Source organism: Spiroplasma endosymbiont of Lasioglossum malachurum, assembly GCF_964020065.1.
Lineage (GTDB): Bacteria > Bacillota_I > Bacilli_A > Mycoplasmatales > VBWQ01 > Spiroplasma_E.
Window position 1 is genome coordinate 1,121,970 of record NZ_OZ026534.1, and the last position, 19,842, is coordinate 1,141,811.

At 23.6% G+C, this 19,842-nt stretch carries 15 protein-coding genes; 10 read left to right on the plus strand and 5 right to left on the minus strand.

Annotated features, from left to right (window positions below; genetic code table 4):
• Nucleotides 1-241: 241 nt before the first annotated feature.
• Entirely contained in the window at nt 242-1,480 is a 1,239-nt protein-coding gene (locus AACK95_RS06090) for an IS256 family transposase (protein WP_338981064.1), read from the plus strand.
• Here the strand turns inward: AACK95_RS06090 and AACK95_RS06095 are convergent.
• Together AACK95_RS06095 and AACK95_RS06100 are read right to left on the minus strand one after the other, a co-directional pair.
• The gene (locus AACK95_RS06095) at nt 1,477-1,989 is read right to left on the minus strand and encodes a hypothetical protein (protein ID WP_338979982.1); all 513 of its coding nucleotides are present in this window, start codon (nt 1,987-1,989) and stop codon (nt 1,477-1,479) included. The two genes, AACK95_RS06090 and AACK95_RS06095, sit on opposite strands and share 4 nt — an antisense overlap.
• A 74-nt stretch (nt 1,990-2,063) precedes the next feature.
• Complete coding sequence (locus AACK95_RS06100; RefSeq protein ID WP_338979984.1) at nt 2,064-3,014, minus strand: IS30 family transposase; 951 nt, start codon at nt 3,012-3,014, stop codon at nt 2,064-2,066.
• A 1,040-nt stretch (nt 3,015-4,054) separates the two neighbouring features.
• On the opposite strand from AACK95_RS06100, the gene polA reads away from it, so the two are divergent.
• The 8 genes from polA to AACK95_RS06140 all read left to right on the plus strand — a co-directional run bounded on the left by polA (nt 4,055) and on the right by AACK95_RS06140 (nt 15,354).
• Nucleotides 4,055-6,679 (plus strand): DNA polymerase I, encoded by a 2,625-nt coding sequence (gene polA, locus AACK95_RS06105; RefSeq protein ID WP_338979986.1) that lies wholly within the window; start codon nt 4,055-4,057, stop codon nt 6,677-6,679.
• Nucleotides 6,680-6,894: 215 nt separating this feature from the next.
• Complete coding sequence (locus AACK95_RS06110) at nt 6,895-7,845, plus strand: IS30 family transposase (RefSeq protein ID WP_338979395.1); 951 nt, start codon at nt 6,895-6,897, stop codon at nt 7,843-7,845.
• Nucleotides 7,846-8,517, plus strand: coding sequence for a DNA-formamidopyrimidine glycosylase (gene mutM / locus AACK95_RS06115; RefSeq protein ID WP_338979988.1), 672 nt, complete (start codon nt 7,846-7,848; stop codon nt 8,515-8,517).
• Between the two features lie 172 nt (nt 8,518-8,689).
• The gene (locus tag AACK95_RS06120; protein WP_338979990.1) at nt 8,690-9,808 is read left to right on the plus strand and encodes a DnaD domain protein; all 1,119 of its coding nucleotides are present in this window, start codon (nt 8,690-8,692) and stop codon (nt 9,806-9,808) included.
• Nucleotides 9,809-9,853: 45 nt separating this feature from the next.
• Nucleotides 9,854-10,786 (plus strand): ATP-binding protein, encoded by a 933-nt coding sequence (locus tag AACK95_RS06125; RefSeq protein ID WP_338957786.1) that lies wholly within the window; start codon nt 9,854-9,856, stop codon nt 10,784-10,786.
• Between the two features lie 180 nt (nt 10,787-10,966).
• Nucleotides 10,967-11,974 carry a type I glyceraldehyde-3-phosphate dehydrogenase gene (gap, locus tag AACK95_RS06130; RefSeq protein ID WP_338979991.1) on the plus strand — a complete coding sequence of 336 codons (1,008 nt, stop codon included), beginning with the start codon at nt 10,967-10,969 and terminating at the stop codon, nt 11,972-11,974.
• A 126-nt stretch (nt 11,975-12,100) separates the two neighbouring features.
• Nucleotides 12,101-13,291 carry a phosphoglycerate kinase gene (locus tag AACK95_RS06135; protein ID WP_338979993.1) on the plus strand — a complete coding sequence of 397 codons (1,191 nt, stop codon included), beginning with the start codon at nt 12,101-12,103 and terminating at the stop codon, nt 13,289-13,291.
• A 353-nt stretch (nt 13,292-13,644) separates the two neighbouring features.
• Nucleotides 13,645-15,354 (plus strand): hypothetical protein, encoded by a 1,710-nt coding sequence (locus tag AACK95_RS06140; protein ID WP_338979995.1) that lies wholly within the window; start codon nt 13,645-13,647, stop codon nt 15,352-15,354.
• Here the strand turns inward: AACK95_RS06140 and AACK95_RS06145 are convergent.
• Together AACK95_RS06145 and AACK95_RS06150 are read right to left on the minus strand one after the other, a co-directional pair.
• A complete protein-coding gene (locus tag AACK95_RS06145; RefSeq protein ID WP_338957845.1) occupies nt 15,351-15,545 on the minus strand; it encodes a hypothetical protein in 195 nt (64 codons plus the stop codon). The genes AACK95_RS06140 and AACK95_RS06145 overlap by 4 nt on opposite strands.
• 244 nt (nt 15,546-15,789) lie before the next feature.
• Nucleotides 15,790-17,496 (minus strand): hypothetical protein, encoded by a 1,707-nt coding sequence (locus tag AACK95_RS06150; protein ID WP_338979997.1) that lies wholly within the window; start codon nt 17,494-17,496, stop codon nt 15,790-15,792.
• 73 nt (nt 17,497-17,569) lie between these two features.
• Between AACK95_RS06150 and AACK95_RS06155 the strand changes: the two genes are divergently transcribed.
• Nucleotides 17,570-18,544: an Mbov_0401 family ICE element transposase-like protein gene (locus AACK95_RS06155; protein ID WP_338979998.1), complete on the plus strand. Its 975-nt coding sequence runs from the start codon at nt 17,570-17,572 to the stop codon at nt 18,542-18,544.
• A 40-nt stretch (nt 18,545-18,584) separates the two neighbouring features.
• On the opposite strand, the gene AACK95_RS06160 is transcribed toward AACK95_RS06155, so the two are convergent.
• Nucleotides 18,585-19,823 (minus strand): IS256 family transposase, encoded by a 1,239-nt coding sequence (locus AACK95_RS06160; RefSeq protein WP_338981066.1) that lies wholly within the window; start codon nt 19,821-19,823, stop codon nt 18,585-18,587.
• Nucleotides 19,824-19,842: the final 19 nt, after the last annotated feature.

Sequence of the window (19,842 nt, forward strand, 5' to 3'; positions counted from 1 at the left end):
AGAAATTTTAAGTGCAAGAACAGAAATAATTCCTGAAACAACACCAAAAATAAAAGTTTCAAAGGCAAAAATAAAAAATTTTCCAACTCACCTACCTAATCGTTTACCTAAAGTATTTTTACTTTCTTTAATCTTTTCATCATTATTGGTAATGTTTAGTAATCTGTGTAACTTACAAAAATAACTATGTTTAATTAATTCTAGTAAATATAATTAAATGACTAGAAAGAGTGAGTTACAGATGGCTAAAAAAGATAACTTTAATAATAATGATCCAATATCAAAAGCAGTAGATTTATTATTAGAAAATACTGAAGATTTAACAACAGTTTTTAAAGAAGGGGGTTTATATAAAGAATTAACAAAACGTTTAGTTGAAAAAATCTTGAATTCTGAGATGCAAAATTATTTAGGATATGAAAAAAATCAACATAGTAATAGTGACAATGCTCGTAATGGTATAAGTTCAAAAAAATTAATAACTCAACAAGGTAAAATTGAGATTGATGTACCACGAGATCGTAATAGTAATTTTATTCCTGTAATAGTGCCAAAAAGACAGAGAAGATTTGATGGTTTTGATCAACAAGTTCTTTCCTTATATGCAAAAGGTATGACATTATCAGATATTAGAATGCAGTTACAAGAGTTATATCATGGTGCTGATATTAGTGAAAGTGTTATTAGTCAAATTACTGATGATGTGATTGATGATGTCAAAGCATGACAAAATAGACCATTAGAAGGCATTTATCCCATTGTTTATTTTGATTGTATAGTAGTTAAAGTACGACAAGATAAACGCATTATTAACAAATCAGTTTATATAGCTTTAGGTGTTGATTTAGAAGGTAAAAAAGATGTTTTAGGTTTATGAATTAGTGAAAATGAAGGCGCTAAATTTTGATTAGCAAATTTCACAGAAATGAAAAATCGTGGCTTAAATGATATTCTTATTGCTTGTAGTGACAACTTAACAGGCATGTCAGAAGCAATACAATCAGTTTATCCTAAAACTGAACATCAATTATGTATAGTTCATCAAATCAGAAATAGTTTAAAATATGTTTCATACAAACATCGAAAATCACTAGTTACAGATTTAAAGCCAATTTATAATGCATGTAGTGAAGAACAAGCAATGCAAGCTTTAGAATCATTTGAAAGTAAATGAAATAAACACTATCCTCAAATTGCTAAATCTTGATATAAAAATTGAGATAATTTAATGATTTTTATTAGTTATCCTCCAGAAATCAAAAGAGTGATTTATACTACAAATTCTATTGAATCTGTTAATAGTCAATTACGAAAAGTCATCAGAAATAAAAAAGTTTTTCCAAATGATATGGCAGTTTTCAAAATATTTTACTTAGCAATTGAAAATATAACAAAAAAATGAACAATGCCTATTCAAAATTGAAATACAGCAATTGCTCATTTTATGATAAAATTTGAAGACAGAATTAATCTGAACTAGTACTTTGCAAAAACAAAGAAACACAGATTACTAAAAAGCCTCTCATTATTATTGACACCATTAATATTTTCTTTATTTTTAAAATCTAAAATAGATTTTTTTCTAATAACTACTTGCTTATCATTTTCATTTTTTATGAATTGACTTTCTTCTAAAAGTTCTTTTTTACAAAAATAAACTCTATATTGTTCTATTATTTTTTGTTCAACATCAGTTTCTTTATTATTAATATATACTATCTTTTCTCATATCTCATCATTACTAAAATAAATTCTAGTCACAATGCAAGAACCATTATCTTTATCTTTTATTTTCTCAAAAAAATATTCATAAATTATAATATCCTTATTAATTTCTGTTTTATATACAAAATTATTTTCTGATTTTAGTTTATATGTTATTAATTCTCTCTGTATTTTCTCTTTATTTTGATGTAAAGGTTCATCTCTAGTAATTCATGCACCTTGTTTTACAATATTACTTAGGGCTTTTGATAATATCGGTTTCATTTTTTTCTCCTTATTTGATTAAAAAATAAAAAACCCATTTACTTTAAAATGCTAAATTGTAAAGGTAAGTGCAACTAAATTATTTTTCTATCCAAATATTCGATTGGTGAAAGATAATTTAATATTTTTCTCGGTCTTTGATTTAAAGACAATATAAATTTATGAACTTCATTTTTATTAGTTTTTGAAAAAATAAATTTTTTAAGAAATTTTTCTCTAATTAAACCATTAGTATTTTCATTAGTACCTCTTTGTCAAGGTGAATATGGATTGGCAAAATAAATTTTTACATCTAAATTTTTTTCAAGTTGTTGTCAATTTGAAAATTCTTTGCCACGATCAAAAGTAATAGTTTTAACAATGTTTTTAGGAAGAATTGATAAATAATAACTGACATTTTTATTAATAACTTTAGTAGTTCTGTTTTTAACTAATATTGCTAAAGTAAATCGTGATACTCTTTCAACTAAAGTTATTAAACATGATTTGCTTTTACCTCGTGATGATACTATAGTATCTCCTTCTCAATGACCAAGTGTTATACGATCATTAACATCTATATCTCATTCTTTAATTGATTTACCATTAAACTTGCCACGATTTTCTTTAGATTTTCGTTTTTTACCTTTTCTTCTTAAATTTTTACTAGTAACTTTATCAAACATTCCAAAATAAATTCAAGTATAAATTGTTTTAAAACTAATAACTCACTCTTTATGAAAATTTTTAATTCTGCCATAAATTTGTTCAGGTGATCAACCTAATAGTAATTTTTGTTGTACATATTTTACTAAATTCTTATTTTTAAACTTATGAAAACTAATATGTGATTGTTTTCGATTTTCAGCTTTATTTTGTGCAATTAATGAAAAATAATGATTATTATCTTTATTTCTATTAATTTCTCGAATAATAGTACTAATACTTCGATTAAGATTTTTAGCTATTTCACTAATTTTAAATTTAAATTTCAATTGATTCTCAATATAAATCCTTTCATCTATGCCAAGATGTTTATAACTCATATAAAAACTTCTTACTTTTTTCTAAACTAAATTTAGCATTATGAAATTTTTATATGAGAATTTTTTGCAATTTTATTTACTTGCACTTACAAGTATAATTCAGCAAATATTAAATATTCGATATCATTATATATCTTTTTTATTTTTTTTAAATAATTTTTTACAAAATTTTTATAACTAAAATTAAAACTATAAGACTATAAGTTTAACCACATATTTTTGTTTTATTACTTTTATTAGTGCTTAAAAATTTCATAATATGTAAAAATTTTTACTAACAATAAGCACTCCATTAATGCACTAATATTTTTTATAAAACTAAGATAAGTAGGGTAAAATTATTGCAATTTTTCCAAAAATATTTATCAAAAAAATAAAAAACTTATATAGAGTATGAATATATTTTTCAAAAAAAACTGAAAATATAAATTATTTCTAAAAATAATAACAAATTTCCTTGCAATTTAAATATTATTTGTTATTATTCTTATAAGGATTTAGATAGCCTAGGTCCTTTAAAATTAAGGTAATATGTCAAAACATTATTCAATTATAATATTTTTAAATATAAAAAATTTAAAATTAATCTAAAACCCCTAATTTAAACTCTATAACCCCAATAACCTTAAGTTTTATTTATAAATAACCCCCCTTTTTTTTATAAATGACATATTACCTTAGCAATAATTCTTGTGTAGACAAGAGCTGAAAAGCTCTTGTTTTTTATATATAAAAAAGAAAAAATGAATTTAAAAATTAAAAATTGAATGTTATAATAAAAGTTAAGGATCTATTTATAAATATCCTTAATATTTAAATACTTAAGTTACAGAACTCTAATCACTATAAATATAATAATTCTCTTAAAATTAACCCTAAAACCTTATATTTATAATGTTTTCTACACAATTAAATCTGTAACTTAATTATTGTTCGATAGCAAGAAAAAAATCTTGTTTTTTTTATATGCTAATTTTTTAATTTTATATGAAGTTATACTTACTTATTGTTATAATAGTTTTATGAAATTAGGTGAATAAATGAAAAAAGCATTAATTATTGATGGTAACAATTTATTATTTAAAGCATATTATGCTACTGCATACCAAGGAGTTAATCTACATTCGCTACAGGGTATTCCAACTAATGCCGTCTATGCTTTTATTAGAATGTTGACTAAGTACTTAAAATCTAACAACTATGCTAGTGTTTTTGTTGCATTTGATGCTGGTCGTAAAACATTTCGTCATGAAACTTTAGCAACATATAAAGGAAAAAGAAGTGAAACTCCGGTTGAGTTAATTGAACAATTTAATTTAGTAAAAATATTTTTAGACTTAGCACAAATTCCTTGGGGACAAATAAATAATTATGAAGCTGATGATATTATTGGCAGCATTGTTAAAAATAAAGTTGCTAGTAATTATCAAATTGATATTATGAGTAGTGATAAAGATTTATTACAACTATTAGATAACAATATTAAAATTCTTAATCCACAAAAAGGGATGAGTGATTTAAAGGTTATTACTATTTCTACATTTCAATCAGAATATGAATTATTACCTTATCAAGTTACCGATTTAAAGGGATTAATGGGTGATAGTTCTGATAATTTACCTGGCATTAAAGGAATTGGTCAAAAAACTGCTATTAGTTTATTAAAAGAATATGACACATTAGAAAACATTATTGAAAATGTAGAACAATTAAAACCAAATGTTAGTAAACTAATTAAACTTAACTTTAATAATGGTATTATTTGTAAACAACTAGCACAACTTAATTTAAATACACCAATTACTGGTAATTTAGAAACGTTTAATTATAATGTTGAAAATTTAAATAATGAAAAGTTACAAGACTTTTACAAACAATATAATATGAACTCTTTATTAACACAAGACACTAATCCTAAAACTAATAAAAATAGTACATCTCACGTTCAAATTATAAATAAGTGAAATCAAGAATGAAATTGTGATTCAAATTACTTATGATTAGAAATTTTTGGTGATAATTATAATCGTGATAATATTATTGGTTTTAGTATTAAAAATGAAAAAGGAACATTTTATATTAATAAAATTAATGCAATTAATTGTCCTAATTTTCAACATTTCTTACAAAATAAAAAACTACAAAAAATAACTTGAGATTTAAAAAAGGTTATTATCGCAGGACTACGTTTAAAATTGATAATAAATAATATTATTTTTGACCATATGTTAGCTGCTTACCTTCTTTATGCTAATGAAAAAATATTACCAGAAAACATTGCTGTTATGCTCAATGTCAATGTTAAAGATAATTTAAGCGCTGATGATTTCTATGGCAAAGGTATTAAAAAAAATATTCCCAATGATGAAAAAGAAATAGCTATTTTTTTAGAAAAAAAATTAAATTTTTTAACAGATTCTCATCTCATTCTTATAAAAAAATTAAAAGATACTAATAACTGAAATTTATATCAAGAGATTGAACTACCTGCTGCTTTTGTATTAGTAAATATGGAGTGTAATGGTGTTAACATTGATCAAAAAAAATTAAAACTACTAACTGATAAAACTTTACTAAAAATCCAAGATTTAGAATTACAAATTAAAAAAGAAAGTAATAGTAATTTAAATCCAAATTCACCAAAACAAATTAGTGAATACTTATTTAAAGAATTAAAATTACCTAATTATAAAAAAGGTAGTACTGCTTTTGAAGTTTTAATTAGTTTAAAAAATCAACATCCAATCATCGATATTCTTTTAGAATATCGTAAATTACAAAAATTATATTCCACTTACTTACTTGGTTTACAAAAATATATTTTTGATGATGGTAAAATTCATAGCATTTATAATCAAGTACAAACCAGTACTGGCAGGTTATCTTCAATAGATCCTAATATGCAAAATATTAGTATTCGCGATAAAGAACAAAGAGAAGTTCGCAAAATCTTTATTCCAAGCAAACCACATACTAAAATACTATCCTGTGATTATTCGCAAATTGAATTAAGAATATTAGCTCATATTAGTGAAGATGAAAATTTAATTAAAGCTTTTCAACAAAAGCATGATATTCATCGCGAAACTGCAAGTAAAATATTAAATATACCTTTAGCAGAAGTTACTAACGAACAAAGACAAAATGCAAAAGCTATTAATTTTGGCATTGTTTATGGCATTTCTAGTTTTGGTTTATCACAACAAATAGGAATTAAAGTTGAAGATGCTAAAATATTTATTAATAAATATTTTTCAGTTTTTCCAAAAATTAAAAGTTATATTAATAATATAATTGATTTTTGTGAAAAAAATGGATATGTTCAAACAATTTTTAATCGTAGAAGAGAAGTAATGGAAATTACAAATAAAAATAAGGTGATTCAAAATTTTGGTAAACGAATAGCAATGAACATGCCAATTCAAGGTAGTACTGCTGATATTTTAAAATTAGCAATGAATAAAATTTATGAAGAAATAAAAAAACAAAATATTGATGCAATATTAATTGCACAAATTCATGATGAATTAATTTTTGAAGTTGAAGATAATAAAGTTAATGATGTTATTACTAAAATTACTAAAATTATGTCTAATGTTACTAAATTAAAAGTTCCCTTATTAATTAATACTAGTATTGGTGATAACTGATTTGAATTAAAATAAATTTTTAAAAATTTATTAATATTTAAAACAAATTAGTTTATTATATTTTAACAAAACAAATTATTGGACAAACAATTAATGATGTTCAAAGAGTTGGTAAATTATTAATATGCTGAATTATACTTGTAAGTGCAAGTAAATAAAATTGCAAAAAATTCTCATATAAAAATTTCATAATGTTAAATTTAGTTTAGAAAAAAGTAAGGAGTTTTTATATGAGTTATAAACATCTTGGCATAGATGAAAGGATTTATATTGAGAATCAATTGAAATTTAAATTTAAAATTAGTGAAATAGCTAAAAATCTTAATCGAAGTATTAGTACTATTATTCGAGAAATTAATAGAAATAAAGATAATAATCATTATTTTTCATTAATTGCACAAAATAAAGCTGAAAATCGAAAACAATCACATATTAGTTTTCATAAGTTTAAAAATAAGAATTTAGTAAAATATGTACAACAAAAATTACTATTAGGTTGATCACCTGAACAAATTTATGGCAGAATTAAAAATTTTCATAAAGAGTGAGTTATTAGTTTTAAAACAATTTATACTTGAATTTATTTTGGAATGCTTGATAAAGTTACTAGTAAAAATTTAAGAAGAAAAGGTAAAAAACGAAAATCTAAAGAAAATCGTGGCAAGTTTAATGGTAAATCAATTAAAGAACGAGATATAAATGTTAATGATCGTATAACACTTGGTCATTGAGAAGGAGATACTATAGTATCATCAAGAGGCAAAAGCAAATCATGTTTAATAACTTTAGTTGAAAGAGTATCACGATTTACTTTAGCAATATTAGTTAAAAACAGAACTACTAAAGTTATTAATAAAAATGTCAGTTATTATTTATCAATTCTTCCTAAAAACATTGTTAAAACTATTACTTTTGATCGTGGCAAAGAATTTTCAAATTGACAACAACTTGAAAAAAATTTAGATGTAAAAATTTATTTTGCCAATCCATATTCACCTTGACAAAGAGGTACTAATGAAAATACTAATGGTTTAATTAGAGAAAAATTTCCTAAAAAATTTATTTTTTCAAAAACTAATAAAAATGAAGTTCATAAATTTATATTGTCTTTAAATCAAAGACCGAGAAAAATATTAAATTATCTTTCACCAATCGAATATTTGGATAGAAAAATAATTTAGTTGCACTTACCTTTACAATTTAGCATATTTATATTAGATGATTATGTATTATTAAGTCATTTACGAATGGAAGGAAAATATTATTTTCAACAAAATAATCAATCAATAAATTGAAAACATGTCTTATTAATATTAGAATTAGACAATAAATACGAATTAAGATATCATGACACAAGACAGTTTGGAACCTTTCATTTGCAAACTAAAAATGAATATCAAAACATAAAACCTTATATTAATATTGGTCCAGAACCTTTTAATAAAAATGTTACTGCTGAATATTTAAAAAATAAATGAAAAAATAAAAGTCAAAGTATTAAAGCAACATTATTAGAACAAAATGTTATGAGTGGTTTAGGAAATATTTATGCAGATGAAGTATTATTTTATGCTAGTATTCATCCGCAAAGTATTACTAAAAATTTAACACTTAAACAATTACAAGAAATCATTAATAAAGCAAGATTTGTGCTTGATAAATCAATAAAACTTGGTGGATCAACAATTAGTAGTTATACTTCAAGCCTTGGTGTAACAGGTTACTATCAACAAGAATTACAAGTTCATACTAGAGCAAAAATGCCTTGTTTTAAATGCCATACTATTATTAAAAAAATAAAAATAAACCTTCGTGGAACTTACTTTTGTAATCACTGTCAAATTAAATATTAACTGTGGAAAACTCAAAAGTATATATTAATAAAGAATATTTTTAATAAAAAAAGTGGAATAAATGTGGATAAGTATGTGTTTTAAACATTTCACTTTATTTATATTCTTTATGTGCATATAATTATCATACCATGAAAGAAATGGATAGTAAAAAGAAAGTTAGGGAATGAATATGAACAGAACAATAAATGATATTGATATTTTTAAGTTGAACCAATCAGAATATATTAGTAACGAAGATTACCAAATTTTATTTATGTTATATCAACCAATAATTGGTATTGAAGCAATAAATTTATATTTAACTTTAGTTCAAGAAAAGTTATTAACAAAACGTATTAATCTTGATTTCAATCATGGACGAATTAAATCTTTATTAAAAATAACTTCCACTCAATTACTTGTTGCTTTCCAACAACTTGAATCTGTTAACCTTATTAATACTTACTACTATTCTTTAAAATCTACTTACATTTATCAATTGTGTTCTCCCTTATCTGCTGATGATTTTTTTGCTAATACCCATTTAAACTCAGAACTACTTAAACAATTAGGAACTTTAAATTACGAAAGACAAAAATTTTATTTTTTGAAAAATGATATTGAAATTACAGAAAATTATGTTAATATTACTCAACAGGAAAATACTATCCCTCAATCTTTAAAATTAAAAACAGCACTTAATAATATTTATGCTAAACAAGAGCAAACATCAATTTCTAGACCAATTTATTCATTTCAAAATAAAAATCAAATTAATACTATGAAAGTTAATTTAAATTCTAATGGTAATACAATTATATCTAAAGATAATTCTGATGTTATTAATACCACATTAAATTTAATGCAACAAAAATTACCTGAAGAATATTTAAAAAATTTAACTGGTAAAATACCAACTGATAAATTAAAAACAACATTAGAAATATTAACTAATAACTTTCAATTAAATAATGCTGTAATTAACTGCTTAATTGAATATGTTTGATTTAAAAATAATAAACGTTTAGAACCAAACTATATTATTAAAATTGCTGAAACCTTTCAAGAAAATCAAATTAATAGTATTGATGATGCTTTATCTCATTTAAAACTTGCTTATGCTCGTAGCAAAAAAAATCCACAGCAACAATTTCAACAAGAATCATTATGATCTACTACAGAACAATCAATAACAAATAATTTCAATAAAAAATTAATTAAAAAATATAAGGTTGATAATATTAAAAAAGATATAAAATTAACTCAAGAAGAAATAAAGAATATTTTAAAGGAATTTGATGCCCATTAATTTAATTATTAAAAGACACTATTATTAAGTAAGGAAATGATTATCATGAAACTTAAAGCGACAACTATCTTAAAAGAAAACATTAACAATGCTGAACTTCATGACTTTATTAAAAAAAACAACTTAACTAATAGCAAACTAGAACCATATGTTGATTTATTAAAAACTTATATTGATAGCTACAATTTATGTAAAAAACGAGAGAATCTTAGCAAATGTCTACAAAATGTTAAAGGATATCGTTATAAACTAGTAATGTTACCTAATCAAAAAATAAGTTTAGTACTAACGGATTGTCTTCATTCTATTAATAGATCTGTCCAACAACAAGTACATAATAATTTTTTAATTAAATACTATGATGATAAACTTTTATCACTTTCATGAAGTAAAAATTTTAATGCCTCAACTAATGCAAGAAAAGAAATCATCCAGTATTTACATCAATCTTTAAAACACAAAAGTTATCAAGGTTTATACTTATATGGTGACACAGGTAGTGGCAAAACTTTTATTTTTATCTTATTTGCAAATAAATTAATTCAAAAAAATCAAACTGTTTGTTTTATTGTATGACCTGAATTTGTTATGGACATTAAAAAAAGTTTTAAAAATGATACTGATACTAATCAGCAAATTGAACAATTAAAATCATGTGACTTATTATTTATTGATGATTTAGGCGGTGAAACTGTTAGCGCTTGAGAGCGTGATGAATTATTATTTAGTATTCTTAATGCACGAATTTTACCATTAAAAACTACATTTATTAATTCTAACTATAGTATTAGTGAACTATATCAACATTATTATTTAAAAAATAGTAAATCAGAAGAAATTAAAGTTAAACGTTTATTAGAACGTATTCAAACTTTAACTATACCAATTGAATTAACTATTGAAGAATCACAAACTACCATTGAAAATAATAATAATATTGACAATATTAATAATGAAATAGAATATATACCAATATAAATTTCATAAAAAAATAAAATAATGAAAACTATAATTAAAATAAAGGAAATAATTTACTAATAAAATAAATGTTTTATAAATAAATCCATATTTTATGACAAATATTAACAATATTTGTTTATAATATACCTAGTCATTAATCAATATAAAAAACAAACACATAAAAGGAGTGACTTAATAATGGCAATTAAAATTGCAATTAATGGATTTGGGCGCATTGGCCGCCTTGCCTTTCGTCAATTATTTGACAAAAAAGAAATTGATATTGTTGCTATCAATGATTTAGGAAATGTAGAAGCTCTAGCATATCTATTACAATATGATTCAGCACATAGAACTTGAAAACATGGAAAAATCAAAGCAGACAAATCAAAAAATACTATTAATGTTGATGGTAAAATAATTAAAGTTTGTCAAGAAAAAGACCCAAAAGTATTACCATGAAAAGCCAATGATGTTGATATCGTAATTGAAGCAACTGGACGTTTTACAACAAAAGAATTAGCACAAGCACATATTGATGCTGGAGCTAAAAAAGTTGTGATTTCAGCACCCGCTAAAGGAGACTTAAAAACTATTGTTTATAATGTTAACCATGATATTCTAAAAAGTACTGATAATATTATTTCTGGTGCTTCATGTACTACTAATTGTCTTGCTCCTGTTGTTCATGCTCTAGAATCAGAATTTGGAATTATTAAGGGATGAATGACAACAGTTCATGCTGCAACTAATGACCAACGTTTACTAGACTTAGAACATTCAGATTTTAGAAGAGGACGTAGTGCTATGTCTAATATTGTTCCTGCAGCTACAGGTGCTGCTGCAGCTATTGGTTTAGTTATCCCTTCTGTTAAAGGAAAACTAGATGGTTCAGCAATGCGTGTTCCAATTATTACTGGTTCAATTGTTGATTTAACAATTGAATTAAAGAAAAATGTTACTGTTGAACAAGTTAATGCAGCAATGAAAAAACATAGTAGCGAATCATTTGCTTATAATGAAGATCCAATTGTTTCAACTGATATTATTGGTTCAAGTTTTGGTTCAAGTTTTGATGCAACATTAACAAAAGTTATTGAAGTTGAAGGCAAACAAATTGTTAAAGTTTTTGCTTGATATGATAATGAAATGTCATATGTATCGCAATTAGTAAGAACAGTAATACACTTAGCAAAGCTAAAATAATTTTTAAATAGTTTAATTAAAATATTAAACTACAAAAATGCATCTTACCAATTACAAGATGCATTTTTATTAATAGCTTTAAAAATATATTAAAATTATAATATGAAAAAAGGAGATGAAAATTATATGAATAAAAAAACATTAAAGGATCTTGATTTTAAAAATAAAAAAGTTATTGTTCGTTTTGACTTCAATGTACCATTAGAAAATGGTAAAATTACCGATGATACAAGAATAAAAGCAAGCATCGAAACTATTAAGTATTTACAAAATCAAGATGCAAAAATAATCATGTTATCACATCTTGGAAGAATTAAATCTGAAGCTGATAAAGAGAATAATACTTTAGCGCCCATTGCAAAAAAACTAAGTGAAATCTTAAAAGAAAATGTAATATTCATTAATGAAACTCGTGGTACAAATCTTGAAACAGCTATTAATAATCTTAAAAACAAAGAATTACTTTTAATAGAAAATACTCGTTTTGAAGATTTAAATGGTAATAAAGAATCTAATAATAATCCCGAATTAGGTAAATATTGAGCACATTTAGGTGATGTATTTGTTAATGATGCTTTTGGTACTGCACACCGTGCTCATGCATCTAACGTTGGTATTGCTACTAATATCAAAAATAGTTGTGTTGGTTTATTAATTGAAAAAGAATTAACAATGCTTAATAAAATCACCGTTAATCCAGAACATCCTTTTATAGCAGTACTTGGTGGTGCTAAAGTATCAGATAAAATTGATGTTATCAAACAATTATTAACAAAAGCTGATAAAGTTCTTGTTGGTGGCGGTATGGCTTATACTTTTATGAAAGCATTGAATTATAAAATTGGTGATTCATTATTAGAAAAAGATAAAATTGATATTGCTAAAGAAATTATTGAATTAGGAAAAGGAAAATTAATACTACCTATTGACTTTGTAATTGCTCCGGAATTTAAAGATATCAAAGGTAAAATTACTAATAATGAAAACATTGATGATGGATATGAAGGAATGGATATTGGTCCAAAAACAATTAAATTATTTGAAAATACTTTAATTAATGCTAAAACTGTTTTTTGAAATGGACCATTAGGAGTTTTTGAAATGAGTAACTTTGTTAATGGAACAAAAAATATTTGTAAAACTATTTCACAATTAAAAGGTGCATTTACACTAATTGGTGGTGGTGATAGTGCAGCAGCAGCAGTTAAATTTGGATATGAAAATAAATTTAGCCATATTTCAACTGGTGGAGGTGCTTCATTAGAATATCTAGAAGGTAAGGATTTACCTGGTATTAATGCTATAGAAAATAAATAGTGAAAATATATGATTACTCAAGATCAAACAACAAGTGTTTTTATTCTTATTAGTTTATTTTTAATTACGATGGTTTTAATATTTCAATTATTCCAATTTATTTTTTGATTAATTATTATTTTAAAAACTAAAAAAATGATACTAAATTAAAACCTAGCTATCAACAAGCATTATCCAATGAAAATATTAATTGTCAAATAGTTAAAAGTAAATTTACTTTTAAATATCTTAACTATAATTCAGCAAATAATGAAAATAATAGTTTAAAATTTTCAGCAAATACTATTAAAATAGGTTTTATTGATATTGATAAAGTATTAAAAACTACTGCTGTTGAAACATCTGATTTTACTATGCAATTAAATCAAAGAGCAAGTACTAATATTAATGATAATACTATTGAATATAGTATGACTGATATTAAAAACTTAATATTCCAAGAAATAAATTTATTAAATCAATTTAAATTATATGCTGTATCTATTAATGAACCTTTAACTGAAAATAATATTGATAATTTATATATCATTAATAATTATTCACAACCTTATCAAAATCCAAAAACAAGAAGTACTAAAAGTATTACTATTATTAAAATTAAAGATTTTAAAACAAGAGATGGTTATCCAATCATTATTAAATTACAAAAACCATTAGATAAAGACACAAAAGTAATTGGTTTAAAAAATAAATCACCCAGAAGCATGATTTTTGGCAATATAAAGGTACTTGGTGAAGTTGATAATATGGAAGTATACCCAAAGTTATTTGTCAAAGATAAGATAGCATTTCCGCTATTATCAATGCCTATTGAAACTCAACCAAAAGTTAGAATATTACAACAATGATTTAGTGAACAAATTTTACCTTGAAAATTAGCAAAACAATTTATAGGGCAAGAAAAATCAGTTTTAGATTTAATTGCTATTGGTGGTGGTAGAGAAACAAGAAAAGAAATTATTAATAATGCCAAAGTAACTAATGCTTGATTAGGTTATTTTATAAGTTCTCATGATTTTGGACAATGACCATTAAAAGAAAAACGAGAACTGAAAGATAAAGAAGTATGAAAAATTCATGATGCATTAGGTATAACATATACAAGTATTGCTACAAATGATGAATTTAAAGATGTTGAATTAGAAATAAAAGATAAACCACCAGTTGATAGTTTACAAAAAGTATTATTAGATATGCTAACTTATACATATAATTATAATAGAAACTTTGATGGTGCTATATATGAAAATGGAAATCCTAAAAATAAAATAGCAGAATTAAGACAAAAATTTGAAGGACAAAAACCCGATGATGTTATTACTAATTTATTCAAACAATGAAAATTAGATTATCCAAATTATATTAACTTAGAGCAAGTAAAAATATTTAAACAATTAATAATTATGTTATCACATAATATTTATTCAAATATGTCAATTAATAAAGGTTTAAATGATGATAATAAAATTTTATTACCATATTATTTCGAATTAAAATCAAATCCTATACATACAGATAGTGGTGAAGTTTGAAATTTTAAAGATGCAAAAGTAACATTAAAATCTGCATATTTTGATTTTATAGATATCAATAATATTAAATTAAAAAATATTGATATTAGTCAAAATGAATTATTTAAATTAGATGATAATCAATTAAATTGATTATCTATTACAAATGAATTAGAAACTAATAATATACCGTCACTAATCCCAGCAGATTGAACATTAGGTAATAGTGAATATGGAAAATATTTTACAAGAGTAGTTATTGATAAAAGTAAAATTGAAAATTCTTTAAATTTATATGGTTCAAATAAATTTCAGTTATTTTCAAAATTAGAATTTTATAAAGAAATTTCACAAATTGATAATAATAACGAATTTGAATTGCAAATTGAAAATCCGATTAATAACTTAAATCGAATTGAAATTAGTGGAATATTTGGTGCTGGTAATTATGATTTAATTTTAATTACTGATAAACAAGAAATAAACTTACAAAATATTAATTTATTTGATAAATATAATGAAAATATTTCTTATATAAATCTAGAAATTTAATTACTAAAATATCCAGTAGTATAATTTCCATCTCATTTTACGTCTTCTTTATTAGTAGGTTTTCATGCAAAATATAATTCTGTTTTATTGGGGCTTATTGCTTTATTTCATCATATAATACTTGTTCCATATATTGCTTTTCCATCTGGTGTTAAATAATATTTAAGTTTAGTATTTTCATGGGTAAGCACCCCCCATGATTAATCCTATTGTTCCGGTTGTAGCACCAGTTAGTGCTAATGCTAATGTTATTTTACTTAAATTTGTTTTTATTCATGTTTTCATATTAAATTACTCCTTTTTTCCTTGATTTTACTTATAAATTGTACTATTTTTGATTATTTTTACAAGTATGCTTTTAAAAGCAAAATAACGCCTAAATTAAAGGTTTTTATTTTTTGATACCTATACTATTAATTGAATTGTATTTGTTTATTATATAGCAAATGTGAAGATACTTTTTTTCACAGTAGCATTATTTTTACCCCTAATTACATTTTTATATGGATACAGTGAATAAAACAAAGCATCATATGGGTCTTGATACATATTTTTGTCAGGAATATTAGTTTTTGTTTCATCATAACGTAATTCTTCTAAACATTGAGTTGTTTTTGGTAAATCATCTTTATTTGCATAAAAATTTCCATAACTCATAATATTTCTCATTCAAACCACTCTATTAGTTAATCTTGCTTCTTGATTTAAATTTGAAGCATATTTAATAGCAGTTTGTGTTATTAGAATAGTATTATGTTCATCGATTAATTTTTGATTTAATCAATCAATGGCAGTTCGTGCTTTATCATCATAAAAATAAATTGCTTGTTCAAAATTTTCAAAATTATCCATTAATCCTAAAATTTTATTAACATAAGCATTAATTTTTTCATTTTCATTTATAAAGTCATTTGGTGTAACTACTAATTCACAAATAATATAAGCATCATAATAACCAGTATTATTATATTCTTTAAAACCAACTACCATAAATACAGTATGGTCTTTTGGTCCCGTAGCTCAATCAATACCAACACTATAAAAATCAAATTTATACATTTCTTTTTCTTGATTATAAAATTGTTTTAAATCATATGATTGTCAATATTTTACTGTTTTTTGAAATGGGAAAATTGTTGCATCGCTATCTAAAAATTCAAAACCATAATAAACAGTATTATATTCATCTGGATTACTTTTTTCCATTTCTAATAATGTTCTTTGTTGAATGTCAGGTAATTTATTTCAAAATGGTTGAATAGTAAATCTTAAAACAAATAAACCTAAACCACTAAACATATCTTTATTTTCATAATAAACTTTACCAACTTTTTTAAGATTTTTCATGACTTCATCATTTAATGGTAAAAATGGTGTACAGTATTTTAAATAAAATGGATGATATTTATCATAAGGATTACATGTAAAAGTAATGAAAAAACTTTTATAAAAATAACGAGTAATCTTTTGTCCAAAGGTAGAACTATATATATTTTTATCAATAAATGTTCAACTTCACTCTTTAATAGGTTTATTTGATACTTTAATACGATTACTTCTAAACATAGAGTTTTGTAAACGTTCATATCGATATGTTAATTGTTTTTCAGTTAATGTTTCTTTTTCTTCTGCCATAATAATTTCATCTGTTCTTGAACCTAAAAAACTTGACCCACCTGCTTCTTTTCCAAAAATCTTATTACCATTAGCATAACCAATAAAGTCAATTTGTTGATTACTTGGAAAGATAATACATCCCCCATCCTTAGTAATTTTTCATTTAATGCCATGTGGATTATTAGGTAATAAATTAATATTATATGTATCTAATAAAACTTGACAAACATTCATTAAAGCACCAATTGTAGTTTCACTATGAGTATTTTCATATCTTCTTACTTCTTGAACACTACTATCTCTAAAATTACAACATATAAATAAATCAAATGCTAAACAGTTTCAAGTTTTTCTTGTTCCACGTGCTGTTGGAACAAAACGATAAAAACAATTAGTAGTAAAATATTCTGCTCATTCATCACCAACAAATTCTTTAAAAATATCTCAACTAAAACCATAATTATTATCACTAAAATTAAGATTATATTTTTTATTTAATTGTTCATAACTACTAATAAAATCCATATTTACTCCTTATTTTTTTAAAAAAATTAAACTTAAATTATTAACAAACAAAAATTAGAAAGGAACATTAAAAATGTTTATATTACCATTCGCAAATCATTTTGATTGAGACAAACATGATTTTAATCAAGATGAATTAAGTTTAAAACAAACAGAAGAATTATTTGCAAAAATAGATGATTATTTATGAAGTATATGTGATAAATCTGAATATAAATCATATAGATTTAGACAACGAAAATTAAAAGCAAAAAAAGGTTTATTAACTTATAAACGACGTATTTGTACATATTATAACACAAAAACACAAAAAATGGAGTATGTATCATTATTAGATAATTATCTTGGTGTTAAAAAATATAGTAAACTTGCACCTAACGTTATTAAACAAATTTTAAAATATTTTGCTGATGGTAAAAAGTATCGTGATGTTTGTGATACTTTTATTGAAGATTTAATAAGTAATAGTACAGTTTGTAGAACATATCAAAAATTTGAATTACCAAAAGCAAATATTCCCAAAATACCATTACAACCAAATCAAAATTTATATGTAAATATTGATGATGGTCATCGAAAATTTAAGTTTAATGAAAAACACAATACTAAAAATTGTAAAAAATGTTCGATAAGATTAATAGTAATGTGTACTGGTAAAAAGAAAAATGGAAAATTAATTAATAAAAGAGCTGTATGTAAAATAAGAGTTTCAAAAACAGAAATTGGTGCTGAAAAAACCGCAAAATTAATAGAAAAATATGGTAATTTATTTTTTGAAAACTTTGACCAAGCAAATTTAATAGTTTGTGGAGATAGTGCAAAATGAATTAGAAAAACTGCTACAATTTTAAATGCTAAATTTATTTTAGATAAATTTCATGCTTTTCATGTTTTATTTCTTGGTATAATGGCAGGAAGAAGAAAAAATCAAATTGCTAAATTACACTATCAAAATGCAATAAATTTATTTACCAAAGGTCAATATTATGAATTAATTGATTTTTTACAATCATTAACTTTACAATATAAAAAATTAAAAGTTGGTTAGAGGCTTTTTAGTAATCTGTGTATCTTTGTTTTGCAAAGTACTAGTTCAGATTAATTCTGTCTTCAAATTTTATCATAAAATGAGCAATTGCTGTATTTCAATTTTGAATGGGCATTGTTCATTTTTTTGTTATATTTTCAATTGCTAAGTAAAATATTTTAAAAACTGCCATATCATTTGGAAAAACTTTTTTATTTCTGATGACTTTTCGTAATTGACTATTAACAGATTCAATAGAATTTGTAGTATAAATCACTCTTTTGATTTCTGGAGGATAACTAATAAAAATCATTAAATTATCTCAATTTTTATATCAAGATTTAGCAATTTGAGGATAGTGTTTATTTCATTTACTTTCAAATGATTCTAAAGCTTGCATTGCTTGTTCTTCACTACATGCATTATAAATTGGCTTTAAATCTGTAACTAGTGATTTTCGATGTTTGTATGAAACATATTTTAAACTATTTCTGATTTGATGAACTATACATAATTGATATTCAGTTTTAGGATAAACTGATTGTATTGCTTCTGACATGCCTGTTAAGTTGTCACTATAAGCAATAAGAATATCATTTAAGCCACGATTTTTCATTTCTGTGAAATTTGCTAATCAAAATTTAGCGCCTTCATTTTCACTAATTCATAAACCTAAAACATCTTTTTTACCTTCTAAATCAACACCTAAAGCTATATAAACTGATTTGTTAATAATGCGTTTATCTTGTCGTACTTTAACTACTATACAATCAAAATAAACAATGGGATAAATGCCTTCTAATGGTCTATTTTGTCATGCTTTGACATCATCAATCACATCATCAGTAATTTGACTAATAACACTTTCACTAATATCAGCACCATGATATAACTCTTGTAACTGCATTCTAATATCTGATAATGTCATACCTTTTGCATATAAGGAAAGAACTTGTTGATCAAAACCATCAAATCTTCTCTGTCTTTTTGGCACTATTACAGGAGTAAAATTACTATTACGATCTTGTGGTACATCAATCTCAATTTTACCTTGTTGAGTTATTAATTTTTTTGAACTTATACCATTACGAGCATTGTCACTATTACTATGTTGATTTTTTTCATATCCTAAATAATTTTGCATCTCAGAATTCAACATTTTTTCAACTAAACGTTTTGTTAATTCTTTATATAAACCCCCTTCTTTAAAAACTATTGTTAAATCTTCAGTATTTTCTAATAATAAATCTACTGCTTTTGATATTGGATCATTATTATTAAAGTTATCTTTTTTAGCCATCTGTAACTCACTCTTTCTA